Genomic DNA, 18133 nt, shown 5'->3' on the forward strand with positions numbered 1-18133 from the left:
GCATTTCTCTATTTGGCGCAACTAGTATAGGTAGTGTTCGCCGATTTGTTTTTAAAGTGGGTTATTGTGAAGTCTTACAATACCGGATATACCAGCGGCAACTAGGTAGAGACTGGCCAGAGAAGACCTAAGGCAACGGGTTTACACTCTGGGATCAAGGGGTATTTGAGAATGCCGCGTCATTTTTCTAGAATTTCCTCCGCGGCGCGCGGAGCTGTAGTGGCAGCAACGATTATTGGCTCAAGCGCGGGCGCACTTGCACAGGACAGCAGCATTGAGGCTGCACGAGAGGCGCTCTCCGCAGCGTGGACTGCCGCGCCACTACATTTTACAGCGGCAACGTTTGTCAAGGCACCTGCGACAGGCTATGGCATCTATGATGTGCGCGAGGGTAACAGCTTTACTGATGGCGAGACCTTGCATGTCTACGCGGAGCCGGTTGGTTACGGTTATGGCAAGCAGGATGGATTGACCACTATTGATCTTAGTGTTGATTTTGCGCTGCGCAACAGCACCGGTCAGGTTCTTGCAGAACAGAGTGGCTTTGCCAAGTTGCACAGTGCCGGGCACAACCGGGCGCATGAGTATCAAAGCTCACTCAGCTTCAATCTGGCAGGGTTACAAGCCGGTGGCTATACGCTTGAAGTGACTTTTAACGATCAAAATTCAACGAAAAACGGAAGCTTCTCCCTACCGCTAGAAATCAGCGAGTAAGGCAAGCTTTGTTGGCCGACTAGAAAGCGCCCTCCTAAAACGAGGGCGCTTTTTGTTTGCATTCGCGCAGAGCGCTAGAACATCCGCTGTGCAGACGCTTGCATGTAATCTAGTTCTTCCGGTGTCGAGTTACGCCCTAACGCTGCATTGCGCTTTGGATAGCGGCCAAATCGCTGCAACACCTCGATATGGCGGTGTTCAAACTGGGCATACTCCTCACCAATTTGTTCAAAAAGACGAAGTCCCGCCGCGTGGATCACCAAGGATTCAGAATGCATAAACGGCATATACAGGAATGAACGCTCAATTTCGGTGAGTTGCTTATCCGCCCCCACCCCAATGGCCTCCTGCGCCAGAACAAGCGCCATACTGTCATAAGCGAAGGCCTTGGCCTTATCTCGGAAGAGCTGGCGTGAAAATTGATCCAGCACGATGATCTCGGCAAGGCGTCCTTTGGGTGTTGAGCGCCAAACGAAGCCCTCTCCTCTTGTCACCGCGCCGTGCGTGCTGGCAAAGCCATCGTATACTTCTTTATCGAAGGTTTCGCTGGCTGCGAACCAATCCTCCTTTGAGTGCTCGATAAACCAGAAGTCATATACATCTTTGGCACTGCGCATTCCATTATCTCCCCTTCGAAAACTAAGTGCCGCCGCATCGTGGATGCACGTAACGACCCAGACCACTACCCCACTGTTTATATAGTGGAAAACTGAAGCAATTTCCCCCATGCATTTGAGGGGTTTTTCAGGCCGAACGTGCGGGCTCATTGGCGCGAGCACACTTTTGCATCCAGTGAGGCCGCGATTACCACTAAATTCTCTAAACAATTACGAATGTGTTGCCCTGTTTTTTTACTGGAAATGCGCTTGTAAACCCGGTGAATTTCAGGTTTCCCCGCGATGTCTTTTGGCTGACATTTTTTTGCCGGACGATCCTTGACAGGGGTAGTTGCGCTTACTATCTCTTTTTCCGTTGTTAGCACTCTGCCTTTGGGAGTGCTAGCGGTGCACGCCTTCGGGCAAGATTGCCTTGGGGGGTGCATCCTCTCAATTGTTTTTAACCTTGAGCGTTTTTAGGTGCTGCCTTTGTTTGGGGCATCTGCGCATGAGAGAAAGAGCCAAACTATGAAGTTTCGTCCGCTCCACGACCGTGTTGTCGTTCGCCGTATCGAGTCTGAAGAAAAGACTGCCGGTGGCATCATTATTCCAGACACTGCTAAAGAGAAGCCACAGGAAGGCGAAATCGTTGCAGTAGGCGGCGGTGCACGCAAAGACAATGGCGAGCTGATCGCGCTGGATGTTAAAGCCGGTGACCGCGTTCTGTTCGGCAAGTGGTCTGGTACCGAAGTAAAGATCGACGGCGAAGAGCTGCTGATCATGAAAGAATCCGACATCATGGGTGTTCTGGGCTAAGCCTTTCCCCTTTGCTGTCACCTTCTTTTTTCTTTGATCCAACATATAAGTGAGACAAACCATGGCTGCTAAAGAAGTCAAGTTCGGTTCTGATGCCCGCGATAAAATGCTTAAAGGCGTCGACATCCTAGCAAACGCTGTAAAAGTTACCCTCGGCCCTAAAGGCCGTAACGTTGTGCTCGACAAATCGTTCGGCGCACCACGCATCACCAAAGACGGTGTTTCTGTTGCCAAGGAAATCGAACTGGAAGACAAGTTCGAAAACATGGGCGCGCAGATGGTGCGCGAAGTTGCTTCCAAAACCAACGACATTGCTGGTGACGGCACCACCACTGCGACTGTACTGGCGCAGGCTATCGTTAAAGAAGGTGCAAAGTTCGTTGCTGCTGGCATGAACCCAATGGACCTGAAGCGCGGTGTTGATCTTGCAACTTCTGCTGCAATTGCAGACCTGACAGCACGTTCCAAGTCCATTTCTTCTTCTGAAGAAGTTGCACAGGTTGGTACAATCTCTGCAAACGGTGACGAGCAGGTTGGTAAAGACATTGCCGAAGCAATGCAGCGTGTTGGTAACGAAGGCGTTATCACTGTTGAAGAAGCTAAGTCTTTGGAAACAGAGTTGGAAGTTGTTGAAGGTATGCAGTTTGACCGCGGTTACCTGTCTCCTTACTTCTGCACCAACACAGAAAAAATGATCGCTGATCTGGAAAAGCCACTCATTCTCCTGCACGAGAAGAAGCTTTCCAACCTTCAGCCAATGCTGCCAATCCTTGAGAGCGCTGTTCAGTCTTCCCGTCCGCTGCTGATCATTGCAGAAGACGTTGAAGGTGAAGCACTCGCAACTTTGGTTGTGAACAAGCTGCGTGGCGGTCTGAAAATTGCTGCTGTTAAAGCACCAGGCTTCGGCGACCGTCGTAAGGCAATGCTGGAAGACATCGCGATCCTCACCGGTGGTACCGTGATCTCTGAAGACCTCGGCATCAAGCTGGAAAACGTCACAATCGACATGCTGGGTACTGCGGAAAAAGTTAACATTTCCAAAGAGAACACCACCATTGTTGACGGTGCTGGCGACAAGTCCGACATCGAAGCTCGTGTTGCACAGATCAAAGCTCAGATCGAAGAAACCACTTCTGACTACGACCGTGAAAAACTTCAAGAGCGTCTGGCTAAACTGGCTGGCGGTGTTGCTGTTATCCGCGTCGGCGGTGCAACCGAAATCGAAGTGAAAGAGCGTAAAGACCGCATCGACGATGCTCTGAACGCAACCCGCGCTGCGGTTGAAGAAGGTATCGTTCCAGGTGGTGGTACTGCGCTGCTGCGTGCAAAGGCTGCTGTTGCTGCCCTGTCTTCCGACAACGTTGACATCGAAGCTGGTATCAAGATCGTTCTGCGCGCTCTGGAAGCTCCGATCCGCCAGATCGTTGAAAACGCCGGTGTTGAAGGTTCTATCGTGGTTTCCAAAGTACTAGAAAACAACGACGGCAACTTTGGCTTCAACGCACAGCGTGAAGAGTATGTCAACATGGTTGAAGCAGGCATCATCGATCCTACCAAAGTGGTTCGTACCGCCCTGCAGGATGCTGCTTCTGTATCTGGTTTGCTTATCACCACCGAAGCGATGGTTGCAGAGCTGCCTAAGAAAGATGCAGGTCCTGCAATGCCACCAATGGACGGCGGCATGGGCGGCATGGGCGGCATGGGCTTCTAAGCCACGCTACTCAAAGCTATCGAAGAATTGGGCACCTCTTGTGGGTGCCCTTTTTTTGCACGGTTGTGTGCGGATGGGGCTTCGCTAATTTACATCAAAGGCCGCAATCATCTCTAATATGTTCTGATATTGCGCGCCGATATATTGGGCATGAATTTGAGTATCGTCAGGATTGTACGCGGGCAAATTGAAGACCGAGTTGTTTTCACGTAGATAGTTGAGTGAAAAGAACGGAGTATCCGCTTTTACCTCGGTGTTCCCCATTTGACCGGGAACGCGAATTTTTTGCTGATAACGCTGTAATATCTCCAGCTGCGCAGGAACATTGGCTGGTCCAACAACCCCGTCAGGCAATGCAACACGACTTGTCTCAAAAAAACTCTGTGCTGCTCCTATGGTGGCCAAAGTCCGTTCCGGCATTCCTGCATCACCTTGGCTATGCAGCTTTTCCCAAAGCCGGACACTTTGCTGCTTCTGGCTGTCGGGTTCGCCGTCAAACAGCGCTTCTGCACTGTCTTTACTCAATAGCACACGACACAAGCGAAATGGTAAATAGCTGTAAGCGCTAAAGGCACCAGGCCAGCCGCCATTTAACTGCCCCCAGAACGTGCCGCCGAAGCGCCCTTCGTTTACGAAGAGAAAGCTAGAGCCTCGGGGTTGGTTACGCTTATCAAACAGCTCAAGAAAACGTGTCGTACTCACGTTATCGGCAAGTTTGATCATTTGCGCGATAGAGGCGCGCATTTGCGCGGCACTAAAGCCCAGATTAAAGCTCATTGCATAGTAGTTTCGCCAGACACGGTCATCCCGATTGGAAATGGTAACCGGTTTAAACTGGCTGGCATGCTGATCTGGCTCGGCGAATAGCGCTGCTAGCGGCTGAGCGCTGGCCACTGCTGCGTAAAAATAGGCTCCTGCACTATCAATCTCAAAACCGTCGGCGCTCATTAAGCTTGCCAGAGTATTTGTTGGCGCACTTTCGTGGGCAAAGACCATAAGCGGCAATTGTGCGATGCTGTAGCTGAGCGTGTCGGCCGCCACGCTAAAGCGCTGCTCGATGATGTCCTGTTGAAATTTCAGACCCGCCAGAGAGAAATTTTTTAACCGAAGCGGCGTGATGTCCGGATCGAGCTGAACATTCATTTTGGGTACTCCCTTCGCGTTCGGCCTGTGTCCTTAAGTGAGACGCGATTTCACGGAGGATGTGAAGTAACTGATGGCAAAAGTCTTGCAAGATCCCGTAGAACACAGGGATTGCTTGTAAGGTTTTCTCAGTCTTGCGGCGCTACGCTTTAAGCCCGTTCCTTCAAGTATGAGTTTGTTGCTGCCAAATCGCTTGCATTTGCCTTAGTTTCGTGGCAATTGAAATTCATCATCAAGAGAAGGGCTGGCGCCCTCGCCAACCTGCCTGACCGGCAAGGTGGTCTCCGCGTTTTTGGGATGTGATTGTGCTCTGGCTTTTGCTTGCACAGTAACCAGCGGTCAAACGTATTTGCGCCAGTCCTCCTTGGGGAAACCGAAGGAGGATTTTTTGTTGGATCTTACAAGAGACTCACAGGCGGTGTGGGTAGAAGACAACCTTAGCAGCGCAGCGCCCTCGCGCGTTCAGCAAAGCGCAGAGGCCGCGGTGCCGCGCCTTGAGGTGGTGCTGCTTGAAAAAGGTGCGCGCGCGCGGCTCTCCCCGCGCAACGCAGCATTGTCTGCCCCGGTTCTCGCTGCAAACGAGCGGCAGAATAGATTCCTGCAACTTATCGCGCTTTGGGGCGCGGGCTGTCATAGCGCAATTGATGAGCAACTGTTTTATGACTGTGTATCGCGTCATCCCGAGACCTTCGCCCGGATCCGGCAAAAACTCAGGCGAGAACTTTTTAACAAGCGTTAGCGGCAAGCATTTTACTTCAGCTTGTTAGCTTTGGCTGTGTGACGTGCTGCCGAATTCTGTTGGCGGGTTGTCAAAGGGGCTGGCAAACTTTGCAAGCCACAAGCTTTGCGCAATGCGCTGCGCCACCGCCATAACTTTCGGTCTTGCAGATGGCGCAAAAATCCGCTCAACTTCGGTAGCGAACAAATCCATCCACTCATCAAAGTGCTCTGGCGCGAGTGCTTGCAGCTTGGCATGGGCTGGAACCGGCTTGCCCTTATAGGTGCCTGTCTTGAGCAAAACAGAGGCCCAGAAGTGCTTCATCTTTTGCAAGTGCGGGCGCCAATCATCCTGAATGGTCTCGGCAAATACAGGGCCTAGCGAGGGATGTGCGCGCACCTTTGCATAAAAACACTCAACCAGTTCGTTTATTTGCTGCGGGGTTATTGTTTCATCCAGCGGAGTCCGCGCACCTGCTGGCAACACAGGGATCGTTTCGCTCATACTTGTTTATCCAAGTTGTTATGGTGATGCGTTTTAGTCGTCAGTAAACAATGCCTTGCGTGCTGGATCAATTGGCGAGGGTTGCCCCTGTTCATCAACGGCAACAAACGTGAAAACGGCATTGGTTACCTTCTCTCGCTCACCAGTTAGCGCGCGCAGTGCCCATGCTTCAACGGCAATATTGAGGGAGGTGTTTCCAACTCGCTTGACTTTGGTATAAACACACATGACATCGCCGACTTTGACAGGGCGAATGAATGTCATGCTATCAATCGCCACCGTCACCACACGCTTGCCTGTCGATTGCGCCGCACAAATTCCCGCCGCGATGTCCATTTGCGAGAGCACCCAGCCACCAAAAATGTCGCCCGAAGCGTTGGTGTCTTTAGGCATCGCCATGGTGCGGGTTGTTAACTCACCTTGCGGCACAACGTCAGTTTCAAAAATTTCTGGTGATGACATGGTCCCTCGTTAAAGTTTTAGTGCACGCCACTCACGCAAGCATTAGGCGACCCGCTTGGCGCGCATCGCCGCTGTGACACTGGCATGTAGCTTAGATGCCAGCGCACAAACAGGCGCGACAGCTTTAGCCTCAAAGTTTTCAGAGGCCGCCTGTTGGAAAAGCGTCAACCACATAGCGGCTGCCTCTTCATCAAGCTTATCTGCCTGTGCCATATATTTCGCAAGCGGGCGGCCACTATATCCACCTGTCTTTCGCAGCGCACATTGCCAGAATGCGGCAGAGCGATGCAAGTGCTCTTCTTCATCCTCGATTGCGCTAAGGAAGATCGCCGACAGCTTTTGATCTTGCAACAACAAGGCCCAGTGCCGCTTTGTGAACGCTTCCACTTGCGTCGCGGTCAGGCTTTCGTGCACCGGGCTTGCAGCTGCACCCTCGCGAATATCAAAAACTTGCGTTTGAAGAGACATTGCATTTCCCTCTTTGTTGCTTGGCGCTGGTGCAGCGCGCTTTATTGGGAGATCAGTATAAACGCTAAAAGCGTTAAAGTTCTGCGGCAGCTCGTAGCACCTCAGGTCGTTCGAGGCAGTAGTACCCCGAAAGACGGCTAACAACCCCTTCCCTTTTCCATGCATTGAGAATGCGGCTGACATTCTCTCTTGCGCCGCCTGCCATATTAGCGATTTCGGATTGGGAGATCTTGTAGTGAATGAGCAACTTGCCATTGTCGACGGTCATTCCGAACGTATCCGCCAGTTGCAGCAGTGTTTGCGCAACGCGGCCGGGCAAGGGCAGGAATGAGCGGGCGGCCAAGGCGTCGTTGGCATTACGCAGCCGACTGGAAACAATCGCCAACATGTCGCGGTAGACCTGCGGATTGGCATCTGCAAACGCATAAAAGTTGTGCTTGGAGATGAACGCCAGTCTTGTCGGCTTGAGCGCAGTTACTGTTGCCGAGCGATCACGGCCATCAAGCAGCGCGAGCTCTCCCACCAGTGATTGCGGGCCCAACACCGCAAGCAGCTGCTCTGAACCATCAACGGAAACAACGGAAACTTTCAAGGAGCCTTCCAGCACCGCGTAGCAACCGTTTCCAGGGTCTCCCGCTTCAAAAAGGGTCGTCCCGGCTTTTAGTGTGAGCTCTTGCGCTTTTGCCGCCAATGCCTGCGCTTGAATCTGATCAAGTGAAGACAAAGAGAAGCTCTGCTTCAAAACCTCATTAAACTCTCTCATTGCACAAATTCCGAAGATTATCGTTATTTTTCTCGTTCATAAACACGCATTCGGGGCAAAATGATGGTCACTTTATTAAATTCTAATGGGCACTTATTACTTAACGTTAATTTTCGGATTTTTCGCGACAGAGCGTCGCAGTTTTCGAGACGATCGAGCTCATTGAGAAGGGACGTTAGAAGAGGAACAGGTCTTTTTCATTGAGCATAAAAGGGAACTCTTCACTGTTCAAAAAGTTTAAGTGCTGTGCGCGGCTGGTGGTGAATGCCGATTGCCCTTTGAAAAACAAGCGGGATTTGGGCGCAGTTTCGTTTGGATAGGACGGAGAGCAAAACACCATTTCACAATCACGTAAATTGGCGAGTTGATTCCAGAAAAAAGAGCGGAGGTCTTCGCTGCTGCTAAAGAGAGGTAGCTTCGGGCCTGCATAATGAAACTGTAGCCCTTGTTTGCGTGTCTGCCGCGCCATTGCGCTTTCCGCATTTGGCGCCTCGCGAGGGCCGACCAGCGCCGGTTGCCGCCCTTTCATAAGACCCGCAGCTTTAACCAAGGCCTTTTGTAGGGGGGCAAAGCGCGCCAAATTGTGCTCTAAAGCGAGGAACTGGGGCGGGCGGGCATAATACTCTTCAAAACAATCGATTTGGCGGGCAATTTCTCCTTCAATTGCGGTGATTGGCAGAGCTGTGAAGAAAGCGCGCAAACGCTGTTGCCACAATGGTGGAAACGGGCGCGGCGAGATATGCTCCCCCAGTTTTTTGGGAAAGCGACCATAATAGTTGGAAAGCGGGATCGCAGGGGCACTCAAGCAGATGGTGAGACCGACCTTGGTTTCCTGATCTGCCCAGGCGACAACATCGCGAAGCTGATAGAACTCCTTGGCCCAGTATTCACCGGTGACGTTGCAGCCAACAGCAGACAAACGGCCAGCCATCACCAACTCGCAGATTGCTCTATTTGTGTTGTAGCTTTCGCCGAACTCCAGCGCCGTCAACATTATGCGCTTCATGGCGCACCCCTTCGAGACCTGCCCTACTCTTTGCAATTCCCAACTGCTCTTTTTGTATGGGTCGAGTTTAGGCCACGAGTGGGCAGAGCTGCAAGCACCTGCGCTGGGAACCCCTTTAGATTCAAGGGGCTATTAACGGCGTAACCCCTTATTATTCGGGGTCAATTTGCACGCGGGAGAAGGTAGATGCGTACAGTTTCCAGCACTGTCTCACCGGTTTTGCGTGGAGCTTCGGCTAGTTTTTGAGCCGCTCCAAACTTCGCCTCTACAACAGACAGGCGGTCGCGGCGATCCTCAACGACATAAAGCAGCGGCCCATTCGGCAGGCTTTGCAGCGCCTTTGGCTGCATTGCGTAGCGCTCGCGCTGATTAAGCTGAAAGACCTGCAATCCATCATGTTTCAGGGCCTCAGACATTTGCCCTGTAAAGCCATAGCTGGTGGTGATAATCGCCCTAGCCCCTGTGGCCGTCGCCTGCGCGCGAACCACGTCGGCCACCTCTTGCCAGCCGCGTAGCTGCATGGTGGGGTCTTTGCGGCCAAGAGTGGTGTTCAACGGCCAGATAGTGTGTGCCATCACCAGTGAGGCGACCAAAAAACCGAGTACCGCAGCAAAGACACCAAGGCGGAACGGCCAGCGGCGCGCGGCGGGTGCACTGGTGATAGCGTGTGCTGCAAGCATTATCAGTGCCGGGTAGACTGGCGCTGGCCAATTGCCCTGCACGCGATCATGAAGGGCATGGAACAACAGGTATGCGAGAAACGGCAGTGTGGAGCTCAACAGCAGGATATACGGCTCTTGGCCTTTGAGTGCCCTACGCACCGCGACAGCTACACCAAAACAGATCAACAGAAATGTAAGCGGATTAATGAGCCCCGCCATCGCGCCAATAAACTCACCAATGTAGCGCAATGTGTAAGTATCTGCGGCAACCCGGCCAAACTGCTTGGTAAAGGTGATCCAGTCATGCTGTGCATTCCAATAGAGCACAGGCGCGAAACACAAAACGGCGATCAGTCCACCAGCCCAGAGTTGCCATGCCCCGAACCAGCGCCGGTTCTCTTTTGAAAGCACCAGCCATAGAACAATGCCGGTCCCTAAGAACAGACCAGAAAATTTTGAGAGCAAACCCAAACCGGCAAACAGGCCAACAGCCAGCCACCAATTGGCATTGCGGCTCGTTTGCAGCTCGGCAAGCGCCCAAAGCCCAAGCCCCCAGAAGAATACAGAGGGCGCATCTGGCGTCACCAGAATAGCGCCGATGCCCATGAGCAAGGAGGCATTGAAGAGCAGCACCGTCCACCCGGCGGTGCAGGCATCAAACAGCACATAAGCCGTGCGCCAAATGGCCAGCGAACCGATGGCGGCACTGAGAATTGAAAGTACGCGCGCGCCAAGCATGGTATCACCGGCGATAGCTTGCCCGATAGCGATCCACCAGCCCACCATGGGCGGATGATCATAATACCCAAGAGCGGGATTAAGCCCCCAAAGTCGGTAGTAGGCCTCATCCTCGACCAAGCCTGCGTAGGCTCCAGTGGCGAGACGGGCAGCTGTGGCCAGCAGCACAAGCAACACCAGTGAAACGGGGCGTAGCATCAGGGGCAGTTGCGCATCATTTCGAGGCATACCGGGTTCTCCAAATGGTCCGAAAGGTGACGCTGCCGATTAGCTGCGCCCCCAAGTGACCGCGTTTGAGGCAACGAAGTTCCAGACAGCACCCATGATCGCGCCAGCAGCACCGGCAAACCACCAAAGCGGCTGGGCATCGTAAATGAAATTGGCAACGCCTACATTGGCCAGCACACCAACGGAGCACACAACATAGAAAGAAAGCAAGCCGCGCAACCAAGCGAGGCCTTTGAGGCGGCGATCCCGATAAGTGAGCTGATTGTTCAGCATGAAGTTCGATGTCATGGCGACGACTGTTGCTGCCAGTTGTGCTGTTGTGAAAGGCAAGAGCGCAGCAAACATCAGCAATTGCAGGGTAATCAGATGCACGATCACCCCTGTTGCCCCCACAGCGGAGTACATCAGAAAGCGAACTGAGATCATATCATTGAACAGCTTTGCAACCAGCAGGCCAAGGTAATCAAGCGTTACCAGCGTATCCAACTTGCTTTCCCCATGTTGGCGCTCGCGGAAGACAAATGGCAGCTCTTTGATACGCAATGTGCCGTTGGCGCTGGCAACAAGATCCAACAGGATTTTGAAGCCTTGCGAAGAGAGCTTTGGCGCCAACTCGTCCACCTTGTCGCGCGCAACCATGAAGAAGCCGCTCATAGGGTCAGACAAGGTTACCTTTAAGAGATTTCGAGCCAGATTGTTGGCAAGGTTGGAGCCCCAACTGCGAACTGCTGATAGGCCTGAGCCCACATCGCCGCCTTCCACATGGCGCGAGGCGACCGCAATATCAAAATCACCAGAGCGCAAGGCTGCCAGCATGCGCGGCAGCAAGCTTTCATCATGCTGTAAGTCCGCGTCCATCACTGCCACAAATTTTGCGGAGGATGACAGCATGCCCTCAATACAGGCGCCGGACAGCCCCCGACGGCCGATGCGGCGAATGGCACGAACGCGCGGATTGGTTTGCGCCAGTTCACGCGCCACCTTGGTTGTGCCGTCTGGGGAGTTGTCATCAACCACAATGATTTCCCAGTTCACGCCAGCAAGGGCCTTCTCGACCAGATCTACAACCAGCGGCAGGTTTTGTGCCTCATTGTATGTTGGCAATACCAGCGACAACTCCAGTGAGGTTGTCTGGCTTGCTGCCGGCTTGGTGTCGGTCGCTACGGACATCTATGACCTCGCAGAACTGTGCGTCTATGCGTTGCAGGCGGTGCGGACTGACCCGGAAACGGAGCGGAAAAAACGCGCACCGACCTTTGATTTTTGGGGGAACTTAGCGGCAATTGAGGCTATTGCAAGTCTTGATTAGGAAATGCACCGCTTTGGCGCACCCCAGCACCTTGCCCTGCGCCAAGCAATGGTCTAGGAACTTGCACGCGGCTGCACCCGTTCATGGGCATGGCCGCTGCGATTTGTTCTAGTAAAATTGAGACGGATGAGATGGCTAAAAAGAAGAGCGCCAAGTTGAAAGCCCGCCTACCACGCGGATTTGTCGATCGCGAACCGGTTGAGCTTCAGGCGCTGCATCATATGCTCTCCGTTATCAAAGAGACCTACGAGCTATACGGTTTTGAACCGGTGGAAACGCCGCTGTTTGAATACACCGATGCGCTTGGCAAGTTTTTGCCAGATCAAGACCGGCCTAATGCGGGCGTGTTCTCACTGCAAGATGATGACGAGCAGTGGATGAGCTTGCGGTATGATCTGACAGCGCCACTCGCCCGCTATGTGGCCGAGAATTTTGAAAGCCTGCCGAAGCCTTACCGCTCCTATCGTAACGGCTATGTATTCCGCAACGAGAAGCCGGGACCCGGCCGCTTCCGCCAGTTTATGCAGTTTGATGCGGACACCATTGGCGCGCCGGGTGTCTCCGCCGATGCGGAAATGTGCATGATGGCCTCCGATAACATGGAGCGTCTGGGCATCGAACGCGGCAAGTATGTGATCCGTGTGAACAACAGGAAGGTTCTGGACGGCGTCATGGAAGTCGTTGGCCTTGCCGGTGACGAGCATGCCGACACGCGCCTGACAGTGCTGCGCGCCGTAGACAAGCTGGATCGCTTGGGCATTGACGGCGTCAAGCTGCTGCTTGGTGCGGGACGCAAAGACGAAAGCGGCGATTTCACCAAGGGCGCTGGCCTTTCCGATAACGCCGCCGATACTGTGCTGGCATTTGTATCTGCTGGCGGAACAACGCCAACTGACACGGTAAGTAACCTGCGCCAATTGGTTAGCGACAGCAAGACCGGTGCGGAAGGTGTGCAGGAGCTGGAAGATATGGCCGCGCTTTTTGCCGCCTCCGGTTACGGCGATGACCGCATTTTGATCGACCCATCAGTGGTGCGCGGGCTTGAATACTACACTGGGCCCGTTTACGAGGCAGAACTGACCTTCGAGGTGAAGGATGAGAAGGGGCGCCCGGTGCGCTTTGGCTCAGTTGGTGGCGGCGGTCGTTATGACGGGCTTGTCTCCCGCTTTATGAGCCAGCCTGTGCCTGCAACAGGTTTTTCTGTGGGGGTTTCTCGCCTGATGGCAGCGCTGAAGGTGCTTGGCAAATTGGGCGATGAGGAAATTGTTGGCCCTGTTGTTGTCTGCGTGATGGACAAGGATGTTGAGAGCCTAGGGCACTACCAGCGGATGGTGCAGGAGCTACGCAGCGCAGGCATTCGCGCAGAAATGTATCAAGGCAACCCCAAGCAGTTTGGCAAGCAACTACAATATGCCGACAAACGCAACGCGCCTTGCGCGATTATTCAGGGTTCACAAGAGCGTGAGGCTGGTGAAATCCAGATCAAGGACCTGATTGAAGGCAAGCGCCTGTCCGCCGAGATCGAAGATAACAAGACGTGGCGGGAAAGCCGCCCGGCTCAATTCGCAGTTGCGCGCGGCAGCTTGGTGGAAGAGGTACAGAAGCTGCTCGCAGCGCAAGCTGCGGAACGGCAAAACGGAGGCTAGTATGGGGCAGTTTGATCGTGGCCTGCTTGCGCTGGCCAACCTTTACCGTGATGCAGGTTATGAGGAGGCCAATCCGCCTATTTTGCAAGATGCGGATGTCTTTCTGGACCTTGCCGGAGAGGACCTGCGCAAGCGCCTTTATTTAACAAGCGGAGAAGATGGCGCAGATCTTTGTCTGCGGCCTGATTTTACCATTCCAATTGCCCGGCATTATTTGAGTTCTGGTATCGCCGGGCGTGTTGCTGCATTTAGCTATGCGGGCCCCGTTTTTCGCCAGAAACCAGGGCAGCTTGGCGAGACGCTGCAAGCGGGTGTTGAATCCATTGGTCGGCGCGACAGCGATGCAGCGGATGCGGATATGCTCTCTCTGGCGCTGAGCAGCGCCGAGGTGCTCGATCTGCGTGATGTGCGGGTGCGCATTGGCGATGAGGGATTATTCACCGCTGTGTTGCAGGCACTTGATATCCCGCGTGTTTGGCAACGCCGCTTGCGGGATGTGTTCGGCGAGCGGGATCGCCTTCATGCATTGATCGCACGGATGGCAAAAGGTGAGGACAACCGCGCCAGCCAAACCGGTTTGTTAGCCGCGCTTGAAGGCAAGGACAGCGATGCTGCTGTTGCTGTGGTTGAAGACCTGTTGTCACTGGCCGGTATTACCGCCGTTGGGGGGCGAAGCGCCCACGAGATTGCCGAGCGGTTTATGGAACAGGCCAGTCTGGCCTCTGGCACCGGCGTCAACAAAGATGCGGCAGAGCGGCTGAATGCCTACCTTAATATCTCCGGTCCACCGCCGCTACGCGCGGTGGAGACCTTGCACGCTTTTGCCCGCGAGACCGGATTGGATCTTGATGCGCCAATTGAGCGCCTTGCCAAGCGCTCCCAATTGATGAGCGAGCGAGGCATTGATGTGGACGCGCTTGAGTATTCCGGCGATTTTGGCCGCCGACTTGATTACTATACCGGCTTTGTATTTGAGGTGCATCATCGTGCTGCCACCTCCGGCGCCCAAGTGATCGGGGGTGGAAGATACGACCGTTTGATCGAGCGCCTTGGTGCGCCCGAGCGGGTGCCCGCCATTGGCTTTACCATCTGGCTTAATCGTCTGGCAAAGGGAGAGCACTAATGGCGAATTTGGTATTGGCGATCCCTTCCAAAGGGCGCCTGCAAGAATTGACCCACGCTTTCTTCAAGGAAGCCGGGCTAAAGGTAAAGCGCCCAGGTGGTGATCGCAATTATCGCGGACATCTGGTTGGTGTTGGAGGCGTGGAAATCGCGTTTCTCTCCGCTTCGGAGATTGCACGTGAAATAACAGCAGGCGCTGTGCACTTTGGCGTTACGGGCACTGATCTGATTATGGAAAACATCGATCAGCCTGAAGAGAAAACACACATTGTTGCACCTCTTGGTTTTGGGCATGCGGATGTTGTGATTGCGGTTCCATCCGCCTGGATCGATGTTAATTGCATGGCCGACCTAGCAGATGTAGCTTCAGATTTCCGCGTGCGCCATGGCAGCCGGTTGCGCGTTGCAACGAAATACATCAACACAACGCGCCGTTTCTTTACCGAGCATGGCATTGCCGATTACCGCATTGTGGAAAGTGCCGGCGCGACCGAGGGCGCACCAGCGGCGGGCTCGGCAGAGCTGGTGGTGGACATTACGTCCACAGGATCGACATTGAAAGCCAACAGTCTCAAGATCCCGAGCGATGGTACAATCTATAAGTCACAGGCTCACCTTGTCGCTTCGCGTACTGCGAAATGGGACAAAGAGGCTTTGGCCGCTGCGGAGCAGATGCTTGATCGCATCTCTTCGCGCAGTACTGCGCAAGAGCTTAAAGAGCTTCGCGTACAGATCCGCCAGCCACATCATGTCTTACAAGTGGTTGCGGAAATGTTTGGCTGTACGGCGCCCTTTGGCGTAGAGGCCGTGCAACTTGGGCATTTGGTATTGCACTGCCCTGCCAAAAACGTGCCAAACTGCGCAGATTGGCTGCGCAGAAATGGCGCGGATCTGGTAACTGTTCAAGCACTTGAGTACGTGTTTCAAGACTACAATCCGCTCTATGCGCCCCTTGCGGAGAAAGTCACAAGCTAGGTTCCTTCTTAGGGCAGGCACCTTTCGTTCTGCCCTAAGTCACTTGTGCTTGTCCCGCTTAGTGGGCTTGATAAAATCTCTCCTCGCCTCCAAAGCAACGCTGCGGATACTGCATCCTTCTAGATGATCATTCACCAAGCCCATCGCTTGCATAAAGGCATAGACAGTCGTTGGCCCGACAAACGACCAGCCGCGCTTCTTCAAGTCTTTTGAAAGCTGCTTTGAAACTTCAGTTTGCGCGATTTTAGCGATGTTTTCGTAGGTGGCTTTTGCTGGCCTTGTATTTGCAGCTGGCTCCCATTGCCAAAAATAGGCGGCCAGTGAGCCAAACTCTTCTTGCAGCTTGAGCGCCTGCTGGGCATTGTTAATCGTAGAATTTATTTTTCCCTTGTGGCGAACAATGCCTTTATTCTGCAGTAACTCCTCCACATCGCGCTCGTCCATGCAGGCAACTTTTGCAGGTTCGAAGCCATGAAAGGCTGCTCTGAAATTCTCGCGCTTACGCAAAATTGTGAGCCAAGACAAACCTGCTTGAAACCCCTCCAAACAGATCTTCTCAAACAAGCGGACATCGTCAGATACCGGTCGGCCCCATTCTTCATCGTGATATCTTCGATATTCAGGATCGCCGCCATGCCACCAGCAGGTACAAACTCCTTTTTCGTCAGTTAAAAGCCCATCCTTGCTTTGCGACATCGTATCCCCATCACTTTGTTCATCATATGTTCGCTAGACACCTTAGCACAATCATTCAAATCTTGGAGACCAAAATCAAAGAGTCGTTTGGTTTTGCAAGGTGTGCTTAAGCTGGGAAACCTTGTGAGCACAAGTCTGTTTCATTGTTGCTTCGGCAAAGCCCATGTTCACAAGAGCTTCATCGCTGGCAGAGGTGGTAGAACAGGAGGCATGAATATCCACTAGCTCAAACGCATTCAGGAACCTGCGTAAATTGTCGATGGATATACCAGAGCCGGGCATGATCGAAAGGCGCCCTCTCACCGCATTGTGCATGGCCGTGAGCATGTCCAATCCACTTGCAGCATCCAGTTCTCCACCAGAAGATAGAATACGGTCAAAGCCAATTTCTGCGGCCCGTACTGCGGCTTTAACTGGATCATTTATAAGATCTATTGCGCGATGAAGAGTAATGGAAAGGCTGTTACGCTTGCACTCCAAAACGATGTCATGCAAGAAAGCCTCATCTAGCCAGTAGGTATTGGGTGCCGTGTTCTTTAAGTGGTTGTTGGAGCTTGGGGAAGGCGTTTCGATCAATGCGCCAACGACAATGCCGTCCAGTCCCGCGGTAGCAATCCGTTGTACTTCTTGCAGCATCCCTGCTTTTTCCGCACTAGTATAGCAAAAGCCACCGGGGCGTGGTCGCAGCATGGACACGACCGGAATGCCCCTGTCCTGCGCAGATTGCTTTGCGTGATCAATCAGAGCCACGCTCGGGCTTAAGCCGCCAACTGCCAAGGCGGAACAAAGTTCCAAACGGTCCGCTCCCCCCTTCACTGCTTCCTCTATGCCATGGTGGCTATCAACACACACCTCTAAACAGATCCTGTGTTGCGAGACGGTCATCTCAGCTGTCATTATTTTGCCCCCTTTGCGCCAGCAGCGCTGCTCCTAATTGCCCAGCATCACTGCCCAGCTGTGCCGGTACTATGATCGGCCTTTTGTGCTTGCACAAAGACTTGGCGCGGACTTTTTTATCAAGTTGTTCTATTAGTTTTTTCGCATTTGAAACTCCGCCGCCGACGGGTAAGCAACTTGCACCAAATGTGTTTATCAAAAGCGTGAGCGGGCCAGCAAGGACTTGTAGAAAGCACTCAATCGTAAGCGCCGCTTCTTGTTCACCCTGTTGCCAAGATTCGACTATGGCTTCGCTAGATTGTTGCGCCCGATGAAGAAACGAGTGAATTCGCTCCAGCCCACGCGCGCCCCCATAAACATCAAGGCAGCCGGCTAAGCCACAGCCACATGGCCACGCTGGAAACAGAACTTTTGAGGATGCCTCAATACGCCCTGGCAGTTGCGCAATATGATCATTGAATTTGGAGAGTTCGACCAATGCCGGGAACGGACCGTGCCCCCATTCCCCTGCAAAACCGCCAGCACCTTGGACAAGCTGCTTATTCAACACAAGTCCTCCGCCGACACCTGTCCCGAGTATCAGGCCGAAAACCGAGTTATGCCCCCGCCCCGCGCCCAAAACTGCCTCTGCAAGCGCAAAACAATCTGCATCATTTGCAATTATAACCGGTTTGGATAGAACTGATTGCAGGATTTTGCCTAGCCGGCTTTGATGGATTGCCGGTATGTTTGCCGAAGTGACCATTCCAGTTTCTGGGTCAATCACCCCAGCGAGCGAAATCGCGATCGCGCTTACTTCGGTCGCGCGTTCATGCAGTTGCGCGATGCAATCAACAAAGCGCTGTAGATCCCCAGTTGGCGTTGGAACGCGGGCGAGTTGCGTTAAGTTGCTATTTGCATAGGTTGCAGCGGCAATTTTGGTGCCACCGATATCCAGTGCCAAAACTGCCATGCTGCCC

19 protein-coding genes and 1 riboswitch are annotated in these 18133 nt (G+C 53.4%); of the genes, 7 read left to right on the plus strand and 12 right to left on the minus strand.

Annotation, left to right across the window (positions count from 1 at the left end):
• Positions 1-219: 219 nt before the first annotated feature.
• On the plus strand, positions 220-714 hold the full coding sequence (locus AYK82_RS16615; protein WP_208976530.1) for a hypothetical protein: 495 nt from the start codon (positions 220-222) through the stop codon (positions 712-714).
• 74 nt (positions 715-788) lie between these two features.
• Here the strand turns inward: AYK82_RS16615 and AYK82_RS16620 are convergent, their stop codons facing one another.
• On the minus strand, positions 789-1331 hold the full coding sequence (locus AYK82_RS16620; protein ID WP_068318639.1) for a DUF924 family protein: 543 nt from the start codon (positions 1329-1331) through the stop codon (positions 789-791).
• A 507-nt stretch (positions 1332-1838) separates the two neighbouring features.
• Here AYK82_RS16620 and groES point away from each other — a divergent pair.
• Together groES and groL are read left to right on the plus strand one after the other, a co-directional pair.
• A complete protein-coding gene (groES, locus tag AYK82_RS16625) occupies positions 1839-2126 on the plus strand; it encodes a co-chaperone GroES (RefSeq protein ID WP_068318641.1) in 288 nt (95 codons plus the stop codon).
• Between the two features lie 61 nt (positions 2127-2187).
• Positions 2188-3837 (plus strand): chaperonin GroEL, encoded by a 1650-nt coding sequence (gene groL / locus AYK82_RS16630; RefSeq protein WP_068318643.1) that lies wholly within the window; start codon positions 2188-2190, stop codon positions 3835-3837.
• Between the two features lie 84 nt (positions 3838-3921).
• On the opposite strand, the gene AYK82_RS16635 is transcribed toward groL, so the two are convergent.
• Positions 3922-4980, minus strand: coding sequence for a hypothetical protein (locus AYK82_RS16635; protein WP_068318644.1), 1059 nt, complete (start codon positions 4978-4980; stop codon positions 3922-3924).
• Between the two features lie 224 nt (positions 4981-5204).
• Positions 5205-5326, plus strand: a riboswitch (SAM-I-IV-variant riboswitch).
• Between the two features lie 42 nt (positions 5327-5368).
• Here AYK82_RS16635 and AYK82_RS16640 point away from each other — a divergent pair.
• Entirely contained in the window at positions 5369-5719 is a 351-nt protein-coding gene (locus AYK82_RS16640) for a hypothetical protein (RefSeq protein WP_068318645.1), read from the plus strand.
• 24 nt (positions 5720-5743) lie between these two features.
• Here AYK82_RS16640 and AYK82_RS16645 read toward each other — a convergent pair whose 3' ends face one another.
• From AYK82_RS16645 to AYK82_RS16675, 7 genes are all read right to left on the minus strand, one after another.
• Complete coding sequence (locus AYK82_RS16645; protein WP_208976531.1) at positions 5744-6202, minus strand: group III truncated hemoglobin; 459 nt, start codon at positions 6200-6202, stop codon at positions 5744-5746.
• A gap of 33 nt (positions 6203-6235) precedes the next feature.
• On the minus strand, positions 6236-6664 hold the full coding sequence (locus AYK82_RS16650) for an acyl-CoA thioesterase (protein WP_068318646.1): 429 nt from the start codon (positions 6662-6664) through the stop codon (positions 6236-6238).
• A gap of 42 nt (positions 6665-6706) precedes the next feature.
• Positions 6707-7132, minus strand: coding sequence for a globin family protein (locus AYK82_RS16655; RefSeq protein WP_068318649.1), 426 nt, complete (start codon positions 7130-7132; stop codon positions 6707-6709).
• 73 nt (positions 7133-7205) lie between these two features.
• Positions 7206-7895 (minus strand): Crp/Fnr family transcriptional regulator, encoded by a 690-nt coding sequence (locus AYK82_RS16660; RefSeq protein ID WP_068318651.1) that lies wholly within the window; start codon positions 7893-7895, stop codon positions 7206-7208.
• Positions 7896-8070: 175 nt separating this feature from the next.
• Positions 8071-8901, minus strand: a complete 831-nt coding sequence (locus AYK82_RS16665; RefSeq protein ID WP_068318653.1) for a ChbG/HpnK family deacetylase — start codon at positions 8899-8901, stop codon at positions 8071-8073.
• Between the two features lie 161 nt (positions 8902-9062).
• Positions 9063-10529 carry a glycosyltransferase family 39 protein gene (locus tag AYK82_RS16670; RefSeq protein WP_068318656.1) on the minus strand — a complete coding sequence of 489 codons (1467 nt, stop codon included), beginning with the start codon at positions 10527-10529 and terminating at the stop codon, positions 9063-9065.
• 39 nt (positions 10530-10568) lie between these two features.
• On the minus strand, positions 10569-11699 hold the full coding sequence (locus AYK82_RS16675; RefSeq protein WP_068318658.1) for a glycosyltransferase: 1131 nt from the start codon (positions 11697-11699) through the stop codon (positions 10569-10571).
• A gap of 270 nt (positions 11700-11969) precedes the next feature.
• On the opposite strand from AYK82_RS16675, the gene hisS reads away from it, so the two are divergent.
• Genes hisS through hisG form a run of 3 tightly spaced genes read left to right on the plus strand, consistent with a single transcriptional unit; the run spans position 11970 to position 15581 of the window.
• A complete protein-coding gene (gene hisS, locus AYK82_RS16680; RefSeq protein ID WP_068318884.1) occupies positions 11970-13484 on the plus strand; it encodes a histidine--tRNA ligase in 1515 nt (504 codons plus the stop codon).
• Position 13485: 1 nt separating this feature from the next.
• Entirely contained in the window at positions 13486-14607 is a 1122-nt protein-coding gene (locus AYK82_RS16685) for an ATP phosphoribosyltransferase regulatory subunit (protein WP_068318660.1), read from the plus strand.
• Positions 14607-15581, plus strand: a complete 975-nt coding sequence (gene hisG, locus AYK82_RS16690) for an ATP phosphoribosyltransferase (RefSeq protein ID WP_068318661.1) — start codon at positions 14607-14609, stop codon at positions 15579-15581. The genes AYK82_RS16685 and hisG overlap by 1 nt, the downstream gene beginning before the upstream one ends.
• Before the next feature lie 39 nt (positions 15582-15620).
• On the opposite strand, the gene AYK82_RS16695 is transcribed toward hisG, so the two are convergent.
• The 3 genes from AYK82_RS16695 to AYK82_RS16705 all read right to left on the minus strand — a co-directional run bounded on the left by AYK82_RS16695 (position 15621) and on the right by AYK82_RS16705 (position 18126).
• Complete coding sequence (locus AYK82_RS16695; protein ID WP_068318662.1) at positions 15621-16277, minus strand: DNA-3-methyladenine glycosylase I; 657 nt, start codon at positions 16275-16277, stop codon at positions 15621-15623.
• Positions 16278-16352: 75 nt separating this feature from the next.
• Complete coding sequence (locus AYK82_RS16700; protein ID WP_068318663.1) at positions 16353-17174, minus strand: copper homeostasis protein CutC; 822 nt, start codon at positions 17172-17174, stop codon at positions 16353-16355.
• Positions 17164-18126 carry an ROK family protein gene (locus AYK82_RS16705; protein ID WP_068318666.1) on the minus strand — a complete coding sequence of 321 codons (963 nt, stop codon included), beginning with the start codon at positions 18124-18126 and terminating at the stop codon, positions 17164-17166. The genes AYK82_RS16700 and AYK82_RS16705 overlap by 11 nt, the downstream gene beginning before the upstream one ends.
• Positions 18127-18133 lie beyond the last annotated feature (7 nt).

Source organism: Polycladidibacter hongkongensis, from assembly GCF_001561995.1.
Taxonomy (GTDB): domain Bacteria; phylum Pseudomonadota; class Alphaproteobacteria; order Rhizobiales; family Stappiaceae; genus Pseudovibrio; species Pseudovibrio hongkongensis.